This window comes from Guyparkeria halophila (assembly GCF_034479635.1).
Classification (GTDB): domain Bacteria; phylum Pseudomonadota; class Gammaproteobacteria; order Halothiobacillales; family Halothiobacillaceae; genus Guyparkeria; species Guyparkeria halophila.
The window spans coordinates 1214853-1229780 of record NZ_CP140153.1; the positions used below are offsets into that span (position 1 = coordinate 1214853).

Sequence of the window (14928 nt, forward strand, 5' to 3'; positions counted from 1 at the left end):
GGAGATCTTGATATGGCTTTTCAACTGCCTGATCTGCCGTATGGCTACGGTGACCTGGAGAAGTCCATCGACGCACAGACGATGGAGCTGCACCACACCAAGCACCACAACACCTACGTCACCAAGCTGAACGACGCCATCAAGGACTCCGAGTGGGACGACAAGTCCATCGACGAGATCATGGCGAACATCTCCAAGCTGCCGACCGCGGTACGCAACAACGGTGGTGGTCACTTCAACCACGACCTGTTCTGGAAGATGATGTCGCCGAATGGCGGTGGCAAGCCGAGTGGCGCGCTGGCTGACGACATTACCTCCACCTTCGGTTCGTTCGACGAGCTGGTTGAGAAGTTCAACAACGCGGCACTGACTCGCTTCGGTTCCGGTTGGGCCTGGCTGATCGTCGATGGCAACGGCAAGCTGCAGGTCACCTCGACCCCGAACCAGGACAACCCGGTGATGGACATCGCCGAGGTCAAGGGCAGCCCGATCCTGGGTCTGGACGTCTGGGAGCACGCCTACTACCTGCGTTACCAGAACCGCCGCCCGGACTACGTCAACGCCTTCTGGGACGTGGTTAACTGGGACGAAGTGGTCAAGCGTTACGACGCGGCCAAGTAAAACCGGGTTCCGCAGCTAGATCGACGAAAGCCGGGCATTGCCCGGCTTTTTTGTAACTAGTTAGCGGGGAATTGATTCAACTAGGCACAAAAAAAACCGCCCGAAGGCGGTTTTCATTTTGAAGCGGGGAAGGCTTAGAACTTGTAGGTGTAGCCCACGGTTGCCTGATACTGCTTCATCCTGATGGTGGTTTGCGCTTCGTCGCCAGTGCCAGCCGTCAGCGGGTTTACGCCGGTCACGGATACTTCCGGGGCGTACATGAACGCGCCGTGAATCTCGTGATTTTGATCGAACGAGTAGCTGAGGCCTGCGGTGTAGTGATTTTCCATTACACCCGGAGCGATGGTGTTGAACAGGACTTCATCGCTACCGATCGGGTTGTCACCACGGTTCCAACCAGCACGGAGTTGCAGGTGCGGAGTGGCCTGCCACTGGACGCCGAGTTTGTAGACGTTGATGTCATCCCAGCCGAAGCCGGCGCCGTTTGAACCACCAAGCCGCTTGTCTGCTTCGCCCGACGTCAGGTATTCGAAAGAAGGATTGCTGACCGCTTTCACATCGGAGTAGTTGATGCGCTGGTAGTCGAAGGTGACGGTCCAGTCATCGGTGACTGCAGCCGCGAGGCCGACTGTCCAGGTTGACGGGATATCAAAGTCGCCTTCTTCCGCGAACAGGCCGGCATATTTATCAAAATTGTCGGTGTCGACTTCAGACTGGTAGCTCGCGCCCAAAGTAATGCGATCTGTCGGCTTGAAGGTTACGCCAACCTTGCCGCCGTAACCCCAGACTTTCTCGTGACCATTATTCGACAGGTTCTGAGCATCGGTGCTATAGCCACCGAAACCGCCGATACCCTTCGCGCGGAATTTTTGACGCACGATCAGCGCGCTGACACCCACGGAGAGCTTGTCGTCCATGAAGGAGCGCGCATAAGTCGGTGCGATGAAGAGTTGTTCCAGGTTGACCCCCGCAGCACCGCCGTCATAGGTACCACCCTGCATTTGGGTATAAGCAAGCGTGTCGGCATCCGGCGCAAAGTCCGTGTTGAGGCCACCATTGCCGTACACCGCAATACCGATGGAATCGTTTTCGGTCAGTGCGTAACTGGCGGACAGGCCCGGGATGATGAAGCGCTCGCTGTCACTGTCAGCTTGTGCCGCCGGGAGTGGGAACGTTGGGACGTTCATGCCACCGGTCGGTTGGCCCGGATCGTATTGGGGGTTCCCCTGGCTGCCGGAGGTTTGACTGTAACCTCGTTCGGGACGGAACCAGCTGATCTCAAATCCAACTTGATTGTCCACCGCGGTAAGGCCGGCAGGGTTGGTCGCGATGACCATGGCGCTGTTGTTGGCGAAGGCGACGCCGCCGCCGGCCATGCCTTGACTCTTCACACCAAAGCCGTGAGAGAAGTAGCCGTTGGTGGCGTGCGCGGTACCGGCGGCGAAGGTCGCACCGGTAATTGCTGCTGCTAGCAGGGTCCTTTTAAAGGTCATTCCTCTTTCCTCTCCTGTCGTCAATTCCATTGCCTGAAATTGTTGTTATCAAATCCATCTCGCCGACATCACTGTCGGCATGCAGAGCACGTAGATCGGGTCCGGCATGTCCTTGCCGAAGCTGTCCTTGAGGCCGTCTGCAGCGACCCGCCCGCATCAGTGACGGACGTCAACGTATCAGAAATCGGTAATTTGCCCATTCAAAAACATTAAGGCTTGATTAAAAATTCCTACCATTGCTTATGAATCGAATTGCTTATATTAGAACGGGCTGATTTACAAGAGCCGACGGATATTTGTAAGCGATTGATAAGACGAGGTCTGTCGTGATCTGCTGAAGGATCTAGTGGGTTTGTGAAGAAGGATTTGTGAAGATCAGTGGTGATACCTGCCGGGTGGCGGGGTGTTGTTTTTTAGACGAAAGGCTGTGGCGAAGGTGCGTGACTGACGGGCCGTTGCCATCGACCGTTGGCAGCGGCGTTTTGAGTGGATACCTGGGCAAGACCCTGCTGTTGTGGGGTGTGTAGCGTTGATTGAGAGGTGGTGCGCTTTCCGTCCTCCAACCGTTGTTCGCTAGCGGCTGTCGGGGGCGTCTGACTGTCTTGCTCACCGAGGCGGATTGTTGCGTCATCCCAAGTGGGAGGTGGCGATGGTTGGAGCGGCGGAACCAGGCTGATTGGCGGCCTTAAGCCCTATGACCACTAAGGGGTGATCGGCACGGGATCAAGCGAGAGGAGTCCGTCGCCAGAAGTATTCCGGATCTCGTTCCGTAGGGGAGGTCCGTGCGGATACGCAATACCACCAGCTTGCCGGCATGTTCACCATCAAGGTGTCGACTTGACGGCGGATGCAGAGCTATCACTCAGACCCGCCGAGAATGGGAACCCTAGGGAGTGGGCAGGCCGGCAACCCCCGCGGAAGCGTTGGCTATTCGTTCAGACCTTCCCTAGGGTTGGTAATGACGGTTGATGCCATTTGAGGAGGGCCAATGAAGCTGCTGACATATTCGATCGACGGTGAGTCCCGCGTAGGGGCGTGGTGGGATAGTGCCTCGATTGTGGAGTTGTCTGTCGCCGCCAGCGAGTTCCCGGACTCGATGTTGGGCTTGATCCAAGAGTGGGGTGCCTGGAAGGATCGGTTGCCCGAGTTGATCGAGCAAGGCCCGCGGCGCTCACTGTCCGACGTGCGTCTCGAGGCGCCGATTCCGGTCCCACCGCGCGACATTCTGTGTGTGGGAAAGAACTACGCCGATCATGTCAACGAGGTGAAGGCGTTGGGATACGGCTCGATTCCGAGTCACCCGATCGTGTTCTCCAAGGCGACGACCACGATCAATCGACCTGAAGGCTTGGTGGATATTTCGGCCGACCCGACCGAGACCACCGATTACGAAGGCGAGTTGGCCGTCATCATCGGGGAGGGCGGACGGTATATCGATGAACGTGATGCGCGCGATCACGTCTTTGGCTACACGCTGATCAATGACGTCTCGTCGCGCGACCTGCAGGGCCGGCACGTGCAGTGGTTTCTCGGCAAGAGCATCGATGGTTATGCGCCGATGGGGCCGGTGGTCGTCACCGAGGGCGAGGCCGGCGCCATCCGCGACTGGCAGTTGCAGACTCACGTCAATGGCGAACTGCGCCAGGATGCGGCCATCAGCCAGATGATCTTTTCGGTTTCCGAGATCATCGCCACGGTTTCGCGGTATGTGACGCTGATGCCGGGCGACATTATCGCTACCGGGACGCCGTCGGGCGTGGGCGCCGGGCATGAACCGCCGGTCTACCTCAAGCCGGGCGATGAAGTGGTGGTGAGCTGCGAGGTGATCGGGGAGTTACGCTCGCGGTTTGTATGATTCGAACCCCGGGCGGGTTGCCTTGATTTCGCGCCTGAAGGCGCTCCTACGGTAGCCGTGTGCGTAGGAGTGCCTTCAGGCGCGAACTTCTGTCCAGCTCGCAGTTAAGCACTCACGCGCCGGTTGATGGCTCAAAGGTCGATTGACTCCCCCTGTTCCGGCATCAACACCTTCGTGCCATGTAGCGTCTCGGCGAAGGCGGCCATCGCCTTTTCCTCGCCGTGGACGAGGATGGTTCGATCTGGCTTGATCGCGCCGTGCCAGGCCAGCAGTTCGTCGCGGTCGGCGTGGGCGGAAAATCCGTTGATGGTGTAGATCCGGGCGTTGACGGGGATGTCGTCGCCGAACAGGCGTACCTGCGGCTTCTTGTCTTCCTGCTTGCTGCTGTCGATGATGCGGCGGGCGAGGGTGCCGGGGGCGGCGAAGCCGACGAAGATCACGCTCGATTCGCGTTTCCACAGGTTGTGGCGCAGGTGGTGGCGTACCCGGCCGCCGGTGCACATGCCGGATCCGGCCATGATCACCGCGCCGCCGGCCAGCCGGTTGAGTGCCATCGAGTCGGCCGTCTCGCGGGTGAAGTGCACGCCGGGGAACCAGAACGGGTCGATGCCCCGGGCGAACAAGGCCTGGGCATCCTCGTCGTAGCAATCCGGGTGATGCCGGAAGATCTCGGTGGCCGAAATGGCCATCGGCGAGTCGAGAAACACCTGCAACGTTTTCGGCAGGGCGCCGGACTCGATGCCTTCGCGCAGGTGATAGAGGAGTTCCTGGGCCCGCTCGAGGGCGAAGGTCGGGATGATGACGTTGCCACCGCGCGCCATCGATTCGTTGATGGCGCCGTAGAATTCCTGGATCGACGGGCCCAGCGGCTTGTGATCACGATCGCCGTAGGTGGTCTCCATGACCACGGTTTCCGCGGCCGGCGGCACATGGGGATCGCGCAGCATGGGGCGATTGCTGCTGCCCAGATCGCCGGAGAAGATGATCGCCTTGTCTTGCTCGTCGTCGCGGTAGGTCACGCGGATACTTGATGAGCCCAGAATGTGTCCGGCGTCGTAGAAGGTGGCGCTGACGCCCGTCGACAGATCAACCGGCTCCTCGTAATGGGCCCGGCGACCGAACAGGTCCATGGCATTGAGGGCGTCGAGTTCACCATACAACGGTCCCTCGGCGCGCTTGCCGCGTCGCTTGGCCTTGCGGGCGTTGCGTTCGGCCTCTTCCTCCTGCAGATGGGCGGCATCGAGCAGGATCACGCGGGCGAGCTCGCGCGTGGCCGGCGTGGCGATGATCTCGCCGGTGAAGCCACGTTTGACCAGCAGCGGGATGCGCCCGCAGTGATCGAGATGGGCGTGGGTCAGCAGCAGGAGATCGATCTCGCTCGGCTCGAAGCCGAATTCCGCCGCATTCTCCTCGTCGATCTCCCGTCCGCCCTGGAACAGCCCGCAGTCGATGAGGACCTTGAGCCCGTCGAGTTCCAGTAGGTGACAGGAGCCGGTGACACCCCGGTTCGCTCCATGAAAAGACAACCGCATCATGCGTGTTCTCCTTGCCGCCGTGAATGACCGTTACCTTATTCAAGCACGGACCGGGCGCGAGTGCGCGGCGATATGACAAAGGGGTGGCAAACCGACAGGCCCCAGAAACGAAAAAGGCGACATCCGCGGATGTCGCCTGAATCGCCATTGAGTTTTGGTGCCGAGGGTCGGACTCGAACCGACACGATGTTTCCATCGGCGGATTTTGAATCCGCTGCGTCTACCAATTCCGCCACCCCGGCAGGGCAGCGAAAGGTAGCGCAACTGTGGTACAAAGGCAAGCCGCCGGGCGGGGTGCCAGCGCCGTTGGCGCGCTGCGAGCTTGCCCCGGTAACGAAACCGTTTCGACGAAGGACGACTGACGCTGATGTGGACCCTTGGGGACGTATTCATCTTGATCCTGGTGCTGGCCGCGGTCGGCCTCTGGGTGCAGCACGATCGGTTTCGTCGCCGGGCCTTGTCGTTGGCGCGCCAGGCAACCGAAAAGGCCGATGTGCAGCTGCTCGATCAGAGCGTGAGTCTGCGCCGGGTCGGGCTGGGCCGGGATGATCGGGGCTGGCCGCTGATCACGCGTCGGTTCGGGTTCGAGTTCTCGCGCAGCGGGTTCGATCGTTATCGGGGCCACGTGGCGTTTCGCGGCCAGCATCTGACCGAGGTCGAACTCGATCTCGGGGATCCGCACTGGCGCCACGAGAAGAACTGAAATGGCATTGAGCGAGCTGGACCAGCGCCGCATCGAGAAACAGGTCGGCGAATTCGTCGAGGCGCGTCGGCCGCCGTCAGAGATTCGCCCCCAGCTCGATATTGGCTATCGACTGGATCGGCAGGCCGTCGAGTTGTTCGAGGTGCGCCGGTCGATGCGGGGGCATCGGATCGAGGAAGAGTTCGCCCGGCTGGTGTACGTGAAGTCACGTGATGTCTGGAAGCTTTACTGGACGCGTGCCGATTTGAGGTGGCATCGCTACACGCCGTTTCCGGAGTCGACCCGGCTGGACCTGTTGCTGCAGGAGATCGACGAGGATCCCAACGCCTGTTTTTTTGGGTGAGGTTTGAGCGATCGGAATCCGTAGGAGCGCCTTCAGGCGCGAAATGCCCAGGCTTGCAACCGTCTTGGTTTCGCGGCTAAAGCCGCTCCTACGGCCGAGCCGGACGAATCGTGAACGCCCAAACGCAAAATGGCCGCCCGAAGGCGGCCATTTTCTTTATCGACGGTCGAAATTGCGCCGCGGCGGGCGCCCCTTGCCGGGGTGACCACCCGGGCCACCCGGGCCACCGGGGCCGCGGGGTTTGCGGCGCGGTCGGCCGGCGGGGGCCGGGCCGATCGCCTGCAAGCCGAGCTTGATGCCGAACAGGTGGATGTTGCTCATCTGCTGGACCAGGCGGTCGGGCATGCCGGCGGGCAGGTCGACGAAGCTGTGATCCTGCTCGATCTCGATCGCACCGATCTGCTTGCCGTTGATGCCGCCCTCGTTGGTCAGCGCGCCGACGATATTGCCCGGCGTGACGCCGTGCTCGCGGCCGACGTTGATGCGATAGCGGATCTTGTCGGAATCGTCGCGCGGGCCGCTGTCACGTTCCTGCATCGCCGGCGGCGGGGCCATTTCCTTGATCTGCTCGGCGATCACCGGGCGATCCTTCTGCAGCAGGAAGGCCAGCGCGGCGGCGACTTCCGCCATCTCGATGTCGTGCTCGTTCTGGTAGTCGTTCAACATCTCGACGAACGGTGTCAGGTCTTCGGCCTCCCGGACCTCGGTGATCTGGTCCTTGAGCTGCGAGCTGCGCTTGCTGGCGATGTCGGTCGCGCTCGGCAGGCGCATCTGCTCGATCGGCTGGCGCGTGGCCCGCTCGATGGCCTTGAGCATGCGCTTCTCGCGCGGGGTGACGAACAGGATCGCCTCGCCCGAGCGCCCGGCACGGCCGGTGCGGCCGATACGGTGAACGTAGGCCTCGGTGTCGTAGGGGATGTCGTAGTTGATGACATGGCTGATGCGCGGCACGTCCAGGCCGCGGGCGGCGACGTCGGTGGCGACGATCATGTCGAGCTGGCCGTTCTTGAGCTTCTCGACCGTCTTTTCCCGCTCGGCCTGGCCCATCTCGCCCGACAGGGCCGCGGCCGAATGGCCCCGTGCCTTGAGGCGTTCGGCCAGGTCGTTGGTGGCCTGACGGGTGCGCACGAAGATGATCGCCGCATCGAAGTCCTCGACCTCGAGAATGCGGGTCAGCGCGTCGGGCTTGTGCATGCCAGAGACCGGCCAGAACCGCTGGCGGATCGCCGAAACGGTGCTGGTGCTGGCCTTGATCTTGATTTCCTGCGGGTCGCGCAGGTGACGCTGGGCGATGCGACGGATCGGCTCCGGCATGGTGGCCGAGAACAGGGCCACCTGGCGTTCGGCCGGCACCTCGGCGAGGATGGCATCGACGTCATCGATAAAGCCCATGCGCAGCATCTCGTCGGCCTCGTCGAGGACGACCATGCGGATCTGGTCGAACCGCAGGGTGCCGCGACGCAGGTGATCCTGGATGCGGCCCGGGGTGCCGACGACCACGTGCACGCCACGGTCGAGCAGCTTGCGCTGCTGGAACATGGCCTGTCCGCCGTAGATCGGCGCGATGTGGAAGTCCGGCAGGTGGCGGGCGTAGTTCGCCATCGCCTCGGCGACCTGGATGGCCAGTTCGCGGGTCGGGGCGAGCACCAGCATCTGCGGGGCGCGGATGGAGGTGTCGATACGGCTCAACAGCGGCAGCGAGAACGCGGCGGTCTTGCCGGTGCCCGTCTGGGCCATGCCGATCAGGTCGCGGCCTTCCAGCAGCGGCGGGATGCTCTGCGCCTGGATCGGGGAGGGGGTTTCGTAGCCGACGTCCTGGATCGCCTGCTGGATGGCAGGGCTCAGATCGAGATCGGCAAAGCGAACCGAGGGTTGCTCGGTGGCGGGGGTATCGGACATGGATATCTCAACAACAGGCGGCAGGGGCCGCGGGGGACAGGCGGGCGCTGGGCCCTCACATCGGAGCGCTCCGGAGATGGTCCGGGGCTCTTTGGCGGGCTCGTGGCTCGGCGGATTCCGGGGGACGCGGGGGATCGCATGGCGATTTCCAAATGCCGAGTCCCGGGGAAGCGTTGGATTGTACCGTTCCGGTTGCTCTTTGTCCCGAACTATCGTGTGTCATGCGGATCGCGAGCCGACGAGACGACCCAGACGTTGCTATGTTGGGGTGACGCCGATGCGTCTGCCGTAACTCTCGTGAATTGCAATGGAGCTTGCCATGATCCGCGGATTCGAGTCGTTGTTTCGATCGCCCCGGCGCCCCCGGCTCGTTTGTCTGCCTTTCTCGGTCAGGATGCCCCTGTGGCGGGGTCTGCTGGTGATCGCGCTTCTGGCGGTGGCCGTGCCGTCGTGCGCGGCATCGGCCGGCGCGCTGCCGTCAGGATCGGAATCGTCGAGTGCAGCCGACACGAGCGCCGATCAGTCGCCTCAACTGAATCTCGACGCGCAACTGTACGGTGCCGACGGGGAGCTGCGTGATGCCGCGATAGGCGATCTCGGCAATCCCCGCGGGGCCCTGATGAATCTGTTGTCGGCGGCCGGCGGGGGCGACTATCGACAGGCGGTCAAATCACTGCAACTGCCGGGCGACATGACCGACGCCGAGGCCGAGGACATCGCCGGCAAGCTCACCTACGTGCTCAGGCAGCGGCTTCGGCTGGAAGCGGACGTGTTGCCCGACCGTGCCGACGGCTTGCGCAAGGAGGAACGCGAACGGGGGCGGTCACCTCGCGAGTCGATCCTGTTGACGGAGTTCGAGGTCGGGGGAGAGCGGATACCGGTCCGTCTCGTGCGAACGGACACCGACGAGGGCCCACGCTGGCTGTTCGATTCGCAGACCGTGGCGGGGACCGACACGCTCTACGACCACACCGGGATGGGGCGGGTGATCTCGGTATTGCCGTTCTACCGGATCAAGTACGAAATGCTGGGCACCGATGTGTTCCGGCTGGGGCTGGCGGTCCTCGGGCTCGCGATCAGCGCGATCCTGGCCGCCCTGATTCGGCGTGTCGCGCTTCGGATGATGCGGCGGCTCCTGCCGACCGACGTCGTCTCCGACTGGTTGCCATTTCTGGAGCGCTATCTCAGTCACGGATTCCTGTCGCTGCTGTTCTTCGCGCTGCTCGGCTCGTTGTCCAGACCCTTGATCCTGTTGCCACCCCGCTGGAACGAGCTGTACGACTCGCTGGTGTTCGTCGGCGTGGTGGCCTCGGTGACGTGGTTGCTGATCAACGCGGTGCGCATGTACTTCTCCACCTACGGTCAGCGCAAGTTGCGGCGACTGGAGGGCAAGAGCATCTTCTCCGCCCGCACGTACCACACCAAGATGACGGTCCTCAGCCGGTCGCTGATCGGCGTGATCTTCTTTGTGGGCACGGTTGTGGCGCTCTCGACCTTCGACTGGTTTGCCTCGCTGGGGCTCTCGCTGCTGGCCTCGGCCGGCCTGATCAGTGTCGTGATCGGCATCGGTGCCCAGCGAACCATCGCCAACCTGTTTGCCGGCCTGCAGGTGGCGCTCACCCAGCCGATGCGCATCGGCGACATGGTGATCTTCAAGGGCGACTGGGGCTACATCGAGAACATCACCTACACCTACGTGGTGATACGCATCTGGGACCTGCGACGACTTACGGTGCCGACCACGATGCTGATCGACGAGCCGGTCTACAACTATTCGCATGCCAGCGAGGAGGGTGATCTCAAGGTCTACGGCGAGGTCTATCTGTATCTGGACTACAGCGTGCCGATCGATCGGATCCGGGAGAAGCTGGTCGAACTGGTCAAGGACGACGACAACCACGACGGCGAGGTAGCCAGCGTGCTGGTGACGGATTGCCGTGACTGGAACGTCGAGGTGCGGGCCCTGGTAAGCGCAACCGACGGTCTGGCCGCCTGGTATCTGCGCTGCAAGGTGCGGGAGGGGTTGATCCGCTTTCTGCAGGATCTCGACGGCGGTCGGTATCTGCCCCGGTCGCGGGTGGTGCTCGAGCGAGAGCGCGCCGATGACTCAAGTGGGGAGCCAAGTGCCGGGGATAGCGAGGAGCGGCCGCGTCAGTCGCAGGAGGAGCGTCGTGGGGTTGGCGAGCGCCCCGACGACCTCCTCGAGGATGACTGAGGCGCGATATGCCCCTCCGCGTCGGCCCGGCGGTGTGACGCAGGGCCGCCCACAAAAAACCCGGCCGCTTGGGCCGGGTCTGTCATTGGGCGTGTGGCGGTCGGTCGCTTATTCGCCCTTGTCCTGTTCGGCCTTGGCGTTCGCCTCTTCGAACAGCGGCTTGAGTTCGCCGCGCTCGTACATCTCGATGGTGATGTCGGCACCGCCGATCAACTCGCCATTGACGTAGACCTGCGGGAAGGTCGGCCAGTCCTGGTAGCTTGGCAGGGCCTGCATGATCTCCGGGTCGGCCATGACGTTGACGTAGCCGAACGGCACGCCGCAGCCCTTCATTGCCTCGGCGGTGCGACTGGAAAAGCCGCAGGTCGGGAATTGCGGGGTGCCCTTCATGAAGATCAGGATCGGGTTTTCTTTGACGAACTGGTCGATGCGCTCAAGAGCATCCATGGTGATGGTCTCCCGTCTATGTCGGTGTCTGGTGGCCCGATGAGGAACCGGTGGGCCGAATGACTTTATATGGGACCAAATTCGTACCGATTTGGCAAGGGGCAATGGAGTGTGGCGCTTTTCCGGCCGCCCCGGGGGTCTGCCGTTGGTGGACCGTAGCCCGACCTATCGCGCGCGGGACTGGTCAAGGGAGTCTGGACCGGGCGGCTCACCAATGCGGCGATCGCGCAGGGGGGTGGTCGTTCGATGGCGCCTGCGGCGGTGGCGCGGTCAGTCTTCGTAGTGACGCGCCTTGACCTGGTTGCGCCCGGCCTGCTTGGCCGCGTACAAGGCGCCATCGGCGGCGCTGATGATTTCCTGCGGCGTGATGTGCTCGGGATAGCCCGCGACGCCGGCGCTGAACTGGCAATGGATGGTGTCGCCGGCCTCGGTGGTCATGGCGATGTCGGCGAACTGTTCGCGCAGGCGGTCGATCAGTTCCACCGCGGCATCGATCTCGGTCGCCGGCAGGACGACCATGAATTCCTCGCCCCCATAGCGACCCACGCCGTCGTACTTGCGTAGTCGGGTGTTCAGCAGGGTCGACAGCCGGCGGATCACGCGATCGCCACTGGGGTGGCCGTGGGTGTCGTTGACGCTCTTGAACCGGTCGATGTCGATCATCACCACGGACAGCGGCAGTTCCTGGCGGATGGCGCGGTCGAGCTCGCTGTCGACCAGGCTGGTGATCGCGCGGTGGTTGAGCAGTCCGGTGAGCGAGTCGGTGCGCCGTTCGGCCCGGGCTTGGCGGTAACGTTGCGCCCGGTAGCGGACCATGCGGATCAGGTCGTCGCCGGCAATCGACTTGTTGAGGAAGTCGTCGCCGCCCTTGAGCTTGGCTTCCAGACGGTGCTGGTCGCGCTCCTCGGTGGACATGAACAGGATCGGCACGTCCGAGAGCTGCGGGTGTTCGCGGAAGATGCGCGCGAGATCCACGCCGTCCATCTCCGGCATGTAGAGATCCAGCAGGATCACGTCGGGCTGTTCGGCAAGCGCCGCGTCGAAGGCGGCCTGGGGACGGGTCTCGAACAGCAGCCGCACATTGGCGCGGGCGAACTGCTTGCGCCAGTACATGCCCGCGGTGGCCATGTCGTCGACCAGGAGCACGGTGATCTGCTCGTCGTCGCATTCATAGGCGCGCGCACCGGTCAGCAGGGTGTTGAGGCGCGCAGAGTCGATCGGGTAGGTGATCACATGGTCGATGCCGGCCCGCACGGCAGCCGCGCGGATGGCAAAGTCGTCGCGCTGACTGATCATCAGCGACTGGGCGCAGGCGGACATACGCTTTCTCAGCTCGGCGAGTTGGCCGAATTCGCGCTCGTGATCGGCCTCGTCCCGCGCGAGGTAGATCAACAGCCCCGTATGTTCCAGCAGGGCCGGGTCGGGGTTTTCCAGGTTGATTGGATGCGCGCCGAAGCCGCTGCGCCGCAGGGAGTCTTCCAGCAATTCGGGGACGTCGGTGCTGCCGGTGTAGAGCGCGATGGCCTCCGGCGTGTCGTCCTGCGTCTTTTGCAGGTGCTGGACCAGGCGATCGAAGTAACGGATCAATCGGTTGAGCCGCGACAGATCGGCCGAGCCCTGGGCGTGTTCACGCGCGATTTCCTGATCGATGCGGTTGAGCACGCCCAGCAACACCCGCAGCTTCTGGTGGCGGGCGTGCCTTACCAGGCAGCGGACCTGGTTCTGCAGATCGGCGAGCCGTGTCGCGCGACGCGCGGTGGGATCGTCGATGGTCGACCGCAGCGACGAGGCGGCCAAGGGCCAGTCGCTGGGGCCCGCGTGCCACTCAGGCAGGTCGATGGGGTCGGGCTCGGTCAGGGCGTTGTCGGGCATGGTCGCTCGGTCCATTGAGTCACGGTGGCTGAGAGGATTCAGCGTTTCCTGATATTGACTCTAACGCAATCGATCGATGGTCTGTACCGCCGTGATTTGATCGCCCATAAGGAACGATAGCGTCCCGAACGATCGGCCTTTGAGGGGGTCAGAGCCCCTGTTCCTGCAGCCACAGTTCGAACACGGCCAGGTGCCAGATCTTCGCCCCCTGCAGGCGGGTGAAATGGCGATCGGGCTCGGCCAGGAGCTTTTCCACGTAGGCCGGTTCGAACAGGCCGCGGGCCCGGGCGGTGTCCGAGGTGAGGATCTCGCGCATGAACTCGAGGAACGGGCCGCGCACGAACTTGAGGGCCGGCACCGGGAAGTAGCCCTTGGGACGATCGATCACCGCATCCGGAATGCGCCCCCGGGCAATGCTCTTGAGGATGCCCTTGCCACCCTGGGCGAGCTTGTGTTCCGCCGGTACGCGCATGGCCGCCTCGACCAGGCTTGTATCCAGGAAGGGCACGCGCGCCTCCAGGCCCCAGGCCATCGTCATGTTGTCGACCCGCTTGACCGGGTCGTCGACGATCAGGGTGCTGGCATCGAAACCCAGTACCCGATTGGCGAACGAGCCGTGTCCGGCCCCGGCCAGTCCTTTCTTCACCAGTTCGCTGGTCGCGTCCGGGCCGCGAAAGCGCTGGGTGACCATCGCCATCAGCTCCTCGTGGCTGCGGTCGAAGTAGTAGGGCGCGAAGCGTTCGAGATCCGAGCCGTCGGTCTCGGCCATCTTGGGGTACCAGAAGTAACCACCGAACACCTCGTCGGCGCCCTGGCCGGACAGCACCACCTTGACCTCGCGGGCGACCTGCTCGGACAGCAGGTAGAAGGCCACCGCGTCCTGGCCGAACATCGGCTCGTTCATCTCGCGCACCGCCTCGGGCAGGCGGGTGAGCACCTGCTCGTTGGGCACGTGGAAACGGAAGTGCTCGGTCCGGTAGCGCTCGGCGACGGGATCGGCGAATTCGAATTCGCTGCCTTTCTCCTCCGGCTGGTCCTCGAAGCCGATGGTGAAGGTCTTCGGGGTCACGCCGGCCTCGTGGGCCAGGGCGACGATCAACGAAGAGTCCAGCCCGCCGGAGAGCAGCACGCCCACCGGCACGTCGCTGATGGCCAGGCGTTTGCGCACGGCATCCAGCAGCCGCTCGTGGATCAGCTCGGGCCATTCGTCGGCGGGGACGTCGTGGTCCTCGGCGGTGTCGATGGCCCAGTAGCGCTGCAATTGGCGGTTGCCATTGCGATCGACCCGCATCCAGTGGCCCGGCGGCAGCTTGTTCACACCACGAAAGATGGTGCGTGGGGCGGGCACCACGGCATGCAGGGTGAACTGGTGGTGCAGGGCGCTGGGGTCAAAGTCGGTATCGACGTTGCCGGCGGCCAGCAGGGCGGGGATGCTCGAGGCAAAGCGCAGCGGGCCGTCACCGACGGTGTGATACAGCGGCTTGATGCCCTGGCGGTCGCGGAACAGGAAGAGCGAGTGGTCGCGCATGTCCCAGATGGCGAAGGCAAACATGCCGTCGAGACGGGCCACGCAGTCCGGGCCCCACTCGCGGAAGGCGGTCAAGATCACCTCGGTGTCGCCGGTTGAGGCGAAACGATGGCCGAGCGACTGCAGTTCCTCGCGCAGTTGGGGATGGTTGTAGATGGTGCCGTTGAAGACGATCGCCAGCCCGCGCTCGCGGTCGACCATCGGTTGGTGGCCGTGGAAGGACAGGTCCAGGATCGCCAGCCGGCGGTGGCCGAAGGCTAGCGGCCCGTCCGAGAAGCTGCCCTCGTGGTCCGGGCCACGTCGTTCCAGTCGGCTCATCATCCGACGTACCGCGGTCAGGTTGCCGTCACGCGTTCCGGTTTCCAGCCATCCGCAAATGCCACACATCGATTCGTTCGCCTGTCGTCGGTTGATTGG

11 protein-coding genes and 1 tRNA gene are annotated in these 14928 nt (G+C 63.3%); 5 read left to right on the top strand and 7 right to left on the bottom strand.

The annotated features are described in order from the left end of the window. Window positions 1-12: 12 nt before the first annotated feature. Window positions 13-621: a superoxide dismutase gene (locus tag SR882_RS05625; RefSeq protein ID WP_322522354.1), complete on the top strand. Its 609-nt coding sequence runs from the start codon at window positions 13-15 to the stop codon at window positions 619-621. Between the two features lie 134 nt (window positions 622-755). On the opposite strand, the gene SR882_RS05630 is transcribed toward SR882_RS05625, so the two are convergent. Then, window positions 756-2114, bottom strand: coding sequence for an OmpP1/FadL family transporter (locus SR882_RS05630; RefSeq protein WP_322522355.1), 1359 nt, complete (start codon window positions 2112-2114; stop codon window positions 756-758). Between the two features lie 988 nt (window positions 2115-3102). On the opposite strand from SR882_RS05630, the gene SR882_RS05635 reads away from it, so the two are divergent. Continuing rightward, entirely contained in the window at window positions 3103-3969 is an 867-nt protein-coding gene (locus tag SR882_RS05635; protein ID WP_322522356.1) for a fumarylacetoacetate hydrolase family protein, read from the top strand. A gap of 131 nt (window positions 3970-4100) precedes the next feature. Here the strand turns inward: SR882_RS05635 and SR882_RS05640 are convergent, their stop codons facing one another. Together SR882_RS05640 and SR882_RS05645 are read right to left on the bottom strand one after the other, a co-directional pair. Continuing rightward, window positions 4101-5504: an MBL fold metallo-hydrolase gene (locus SR882_RS05640; protein WP_322522357.1), complete on the bottom strand. Its 1404-nt coding sequence runs from the start codon at window positions 5502-5504 to the stop codon at window positions 4101-4103. 155 nt (window positions 5505-5659) lie between these two features. After that, window positions 5660-5746, bottom strand: a tRNA-Leu gene (locus SR882_RS05645). Between the two features lie 125 nt (window positions 5747-5871). On the opposite strand from SR882_RS05645, the gene SR882_RS05650 reads away from it, so the two are divergent. Both SR882_RS05650 and SR882_RS05655 read left to right on the top strand, forming a co-directional pair. Further along, window positions 5872-6207 (top strand): DUF3301 domain-containing protein, encoded by a 336-nt coding sequence (locus SR882_RS05650; protein ID WP_322522358.1) that lies wholly within the window; start codon window positions 5872-5874, stop codon window positions 6205-6207. Between the two features lies 1 nt (window position 6208). Beyond that, a complete protein-coding gene (locus SR882_RS05655; RefSeq protein ID WP_322522359.1) occupies window positions 6209-6550 on the top strand; it encodes a DUF3024 domain-containing protein in 342 nt (113 codons plus the stop codon). A gap of 156 nt (window positions 6551-6706) precedes the next feature. Here the strand turns inward: SR882_RS05655 and SR882_RS05660 are convergent, their stop codons facing one another. After that, window positions 6707-8449 carry a DEAD/DEAH box helicase gene (locus SR882_RS05660; protein WP_322522360.1) on the bottom strand — a complete coding sequence of 581 codons (1743 nt, stop codon included), beginning with the start codon at window positions 8447-8449 and terminating at the stop codon, window positions 6707-6709. 418 nt (window positions 8450-8867) lie between these two features. Here SR882_RS05660 and SR882_RS05665 point away from each other — a divergent pair, with 418 nt between their 5' ends. After that, entirely contained in the window at window positions 8868-10664 is a 1797-nt protein-coding gene (locus tag SR882_RS05665) for a mechanosensitive ion channel family protein (RefSeq protein WP_322522361.1), read from the top strand. A 108-nt stretch (window positions 10665-10772) separates the two neighbouring features. Here SR882_RS05665 and grxD read toward each other — a convergent pair whose 3' ends face one another. The 3 genes from grxD to SR882_RS05680 all read right to left on the bottom strand — a co-directional run bounded on the left by grxD (window position 10773) and on the right by SR882_RS05680 (window position 14898). Next, entirely contained in the window at window positions 10773-11111 is a 339-nt protein-coding gene (grxD, locus tag SR882_RS05670; protein WP_322522362.1) for a Grx4 family monothiol glutaredoxin, read from the bottom strand. A gap of 270 nt (window positions 11112-11381) precedes the next feature. Further along, a complete protein-coding gene (locus SR882_RS05675) occupies window positions 11382-12983 on the bottom strand; it encodes a GGDEF domain-containing response regulator (protein WP_322522363.1) in 1602 nt (533 codons plus the stop codon). Window positions 12984-13131: 148 nt separating this feature from the next. Then, window positions 13132-14898: an N-acetylglutaminylglutamine amidotransferase gene (locus tag SR882_RS05680; protein WP_322520292.1), complete on the bottom strand. Its 1767-nt coding sequence runs from the start codon at window positions 14896-14898 to the stop codon at window positions 13132-13134. Window positions 14899-14928: the final 30 nt, after the last annotated feature.

What these genes read in the sequence shown, in the direction of transcription:
- SR882_RS05625 (WP_322522354.1), top strand. Translation starts at nt 13, where the DNA reads ATGGCTTTTCAACTGCCTGATCTGCCGTATGGCTACGGTGACCTGGAG.
- SR882_RS05630 (WP_322522355.1), bottom strand. Translation starts at nt 2,114, where the DNA reads ATGACCTTTAAAAGGACCCTGCTAGCAGCAGCAATTACCGGTGCGACC.
- SR882_RS05635 (WP_322522356.1), top strand. Translation starts at nt 3,103, where the DNA reads ATGAAGCTGCTGACATATTCGATCGACGGTGAGTCCCGCGTAGGGGCG.
- SR882_RS05640 (WP_322522357.1), bottom strand. Translation starts at nt 5,504, where the DNA reads ATGATGCGGTTGTCTTTTCATGGAGCGAACCGGGGTGTCACCGGCTCC.
- SR882_RS05650 (WP_322522358.1), top strand. Translation starts at nt 5,872, where the DNA reads ATGTGGACCCTTGGGGACGTATTCATCTTGATCCTGGTGCTGGCCGCG.
- SR882_RS05655 (WP_322522359.1), top strand. Translation starts at nt 6,209, where the DNA reads ATGGCATTGAGCGAGCTGGACCAGCGCCGCATCGAGAAACAGGTCGGC.
- SR882_RS05660 (WP_322522360.1), bottom strand. Translation starts at nt 8,449, where the DNA reads ATGTCCGATACCCCCGCCACCGAGCAACCCTCGGTTCGCTTTGCCGAT.
- grxD (WP_322522362.1), bottom strand. Translation starts at nt 11,111, where the DNA reads ATGGATGCTCTTGAGCGCATCGACCAGTTCGTCAAAGAAAACCCGATC.
- SR882_RS05675 (WP_322522363.1), bottom strand. Translation starts at nt 12,983, where the DNA reads ATGCCCGACAACGCCCTGACCGAGCCCGACCCCATCGACCTGCCTGAG.
- SR882_RS05680 (WP_322520292.1), bottom strand. Translation starts at nt 14,898, where the DNA reads ATGTGTGGCATTTGCGGATGGCTGGAAACCGGAACGCGTGACGGCAAC.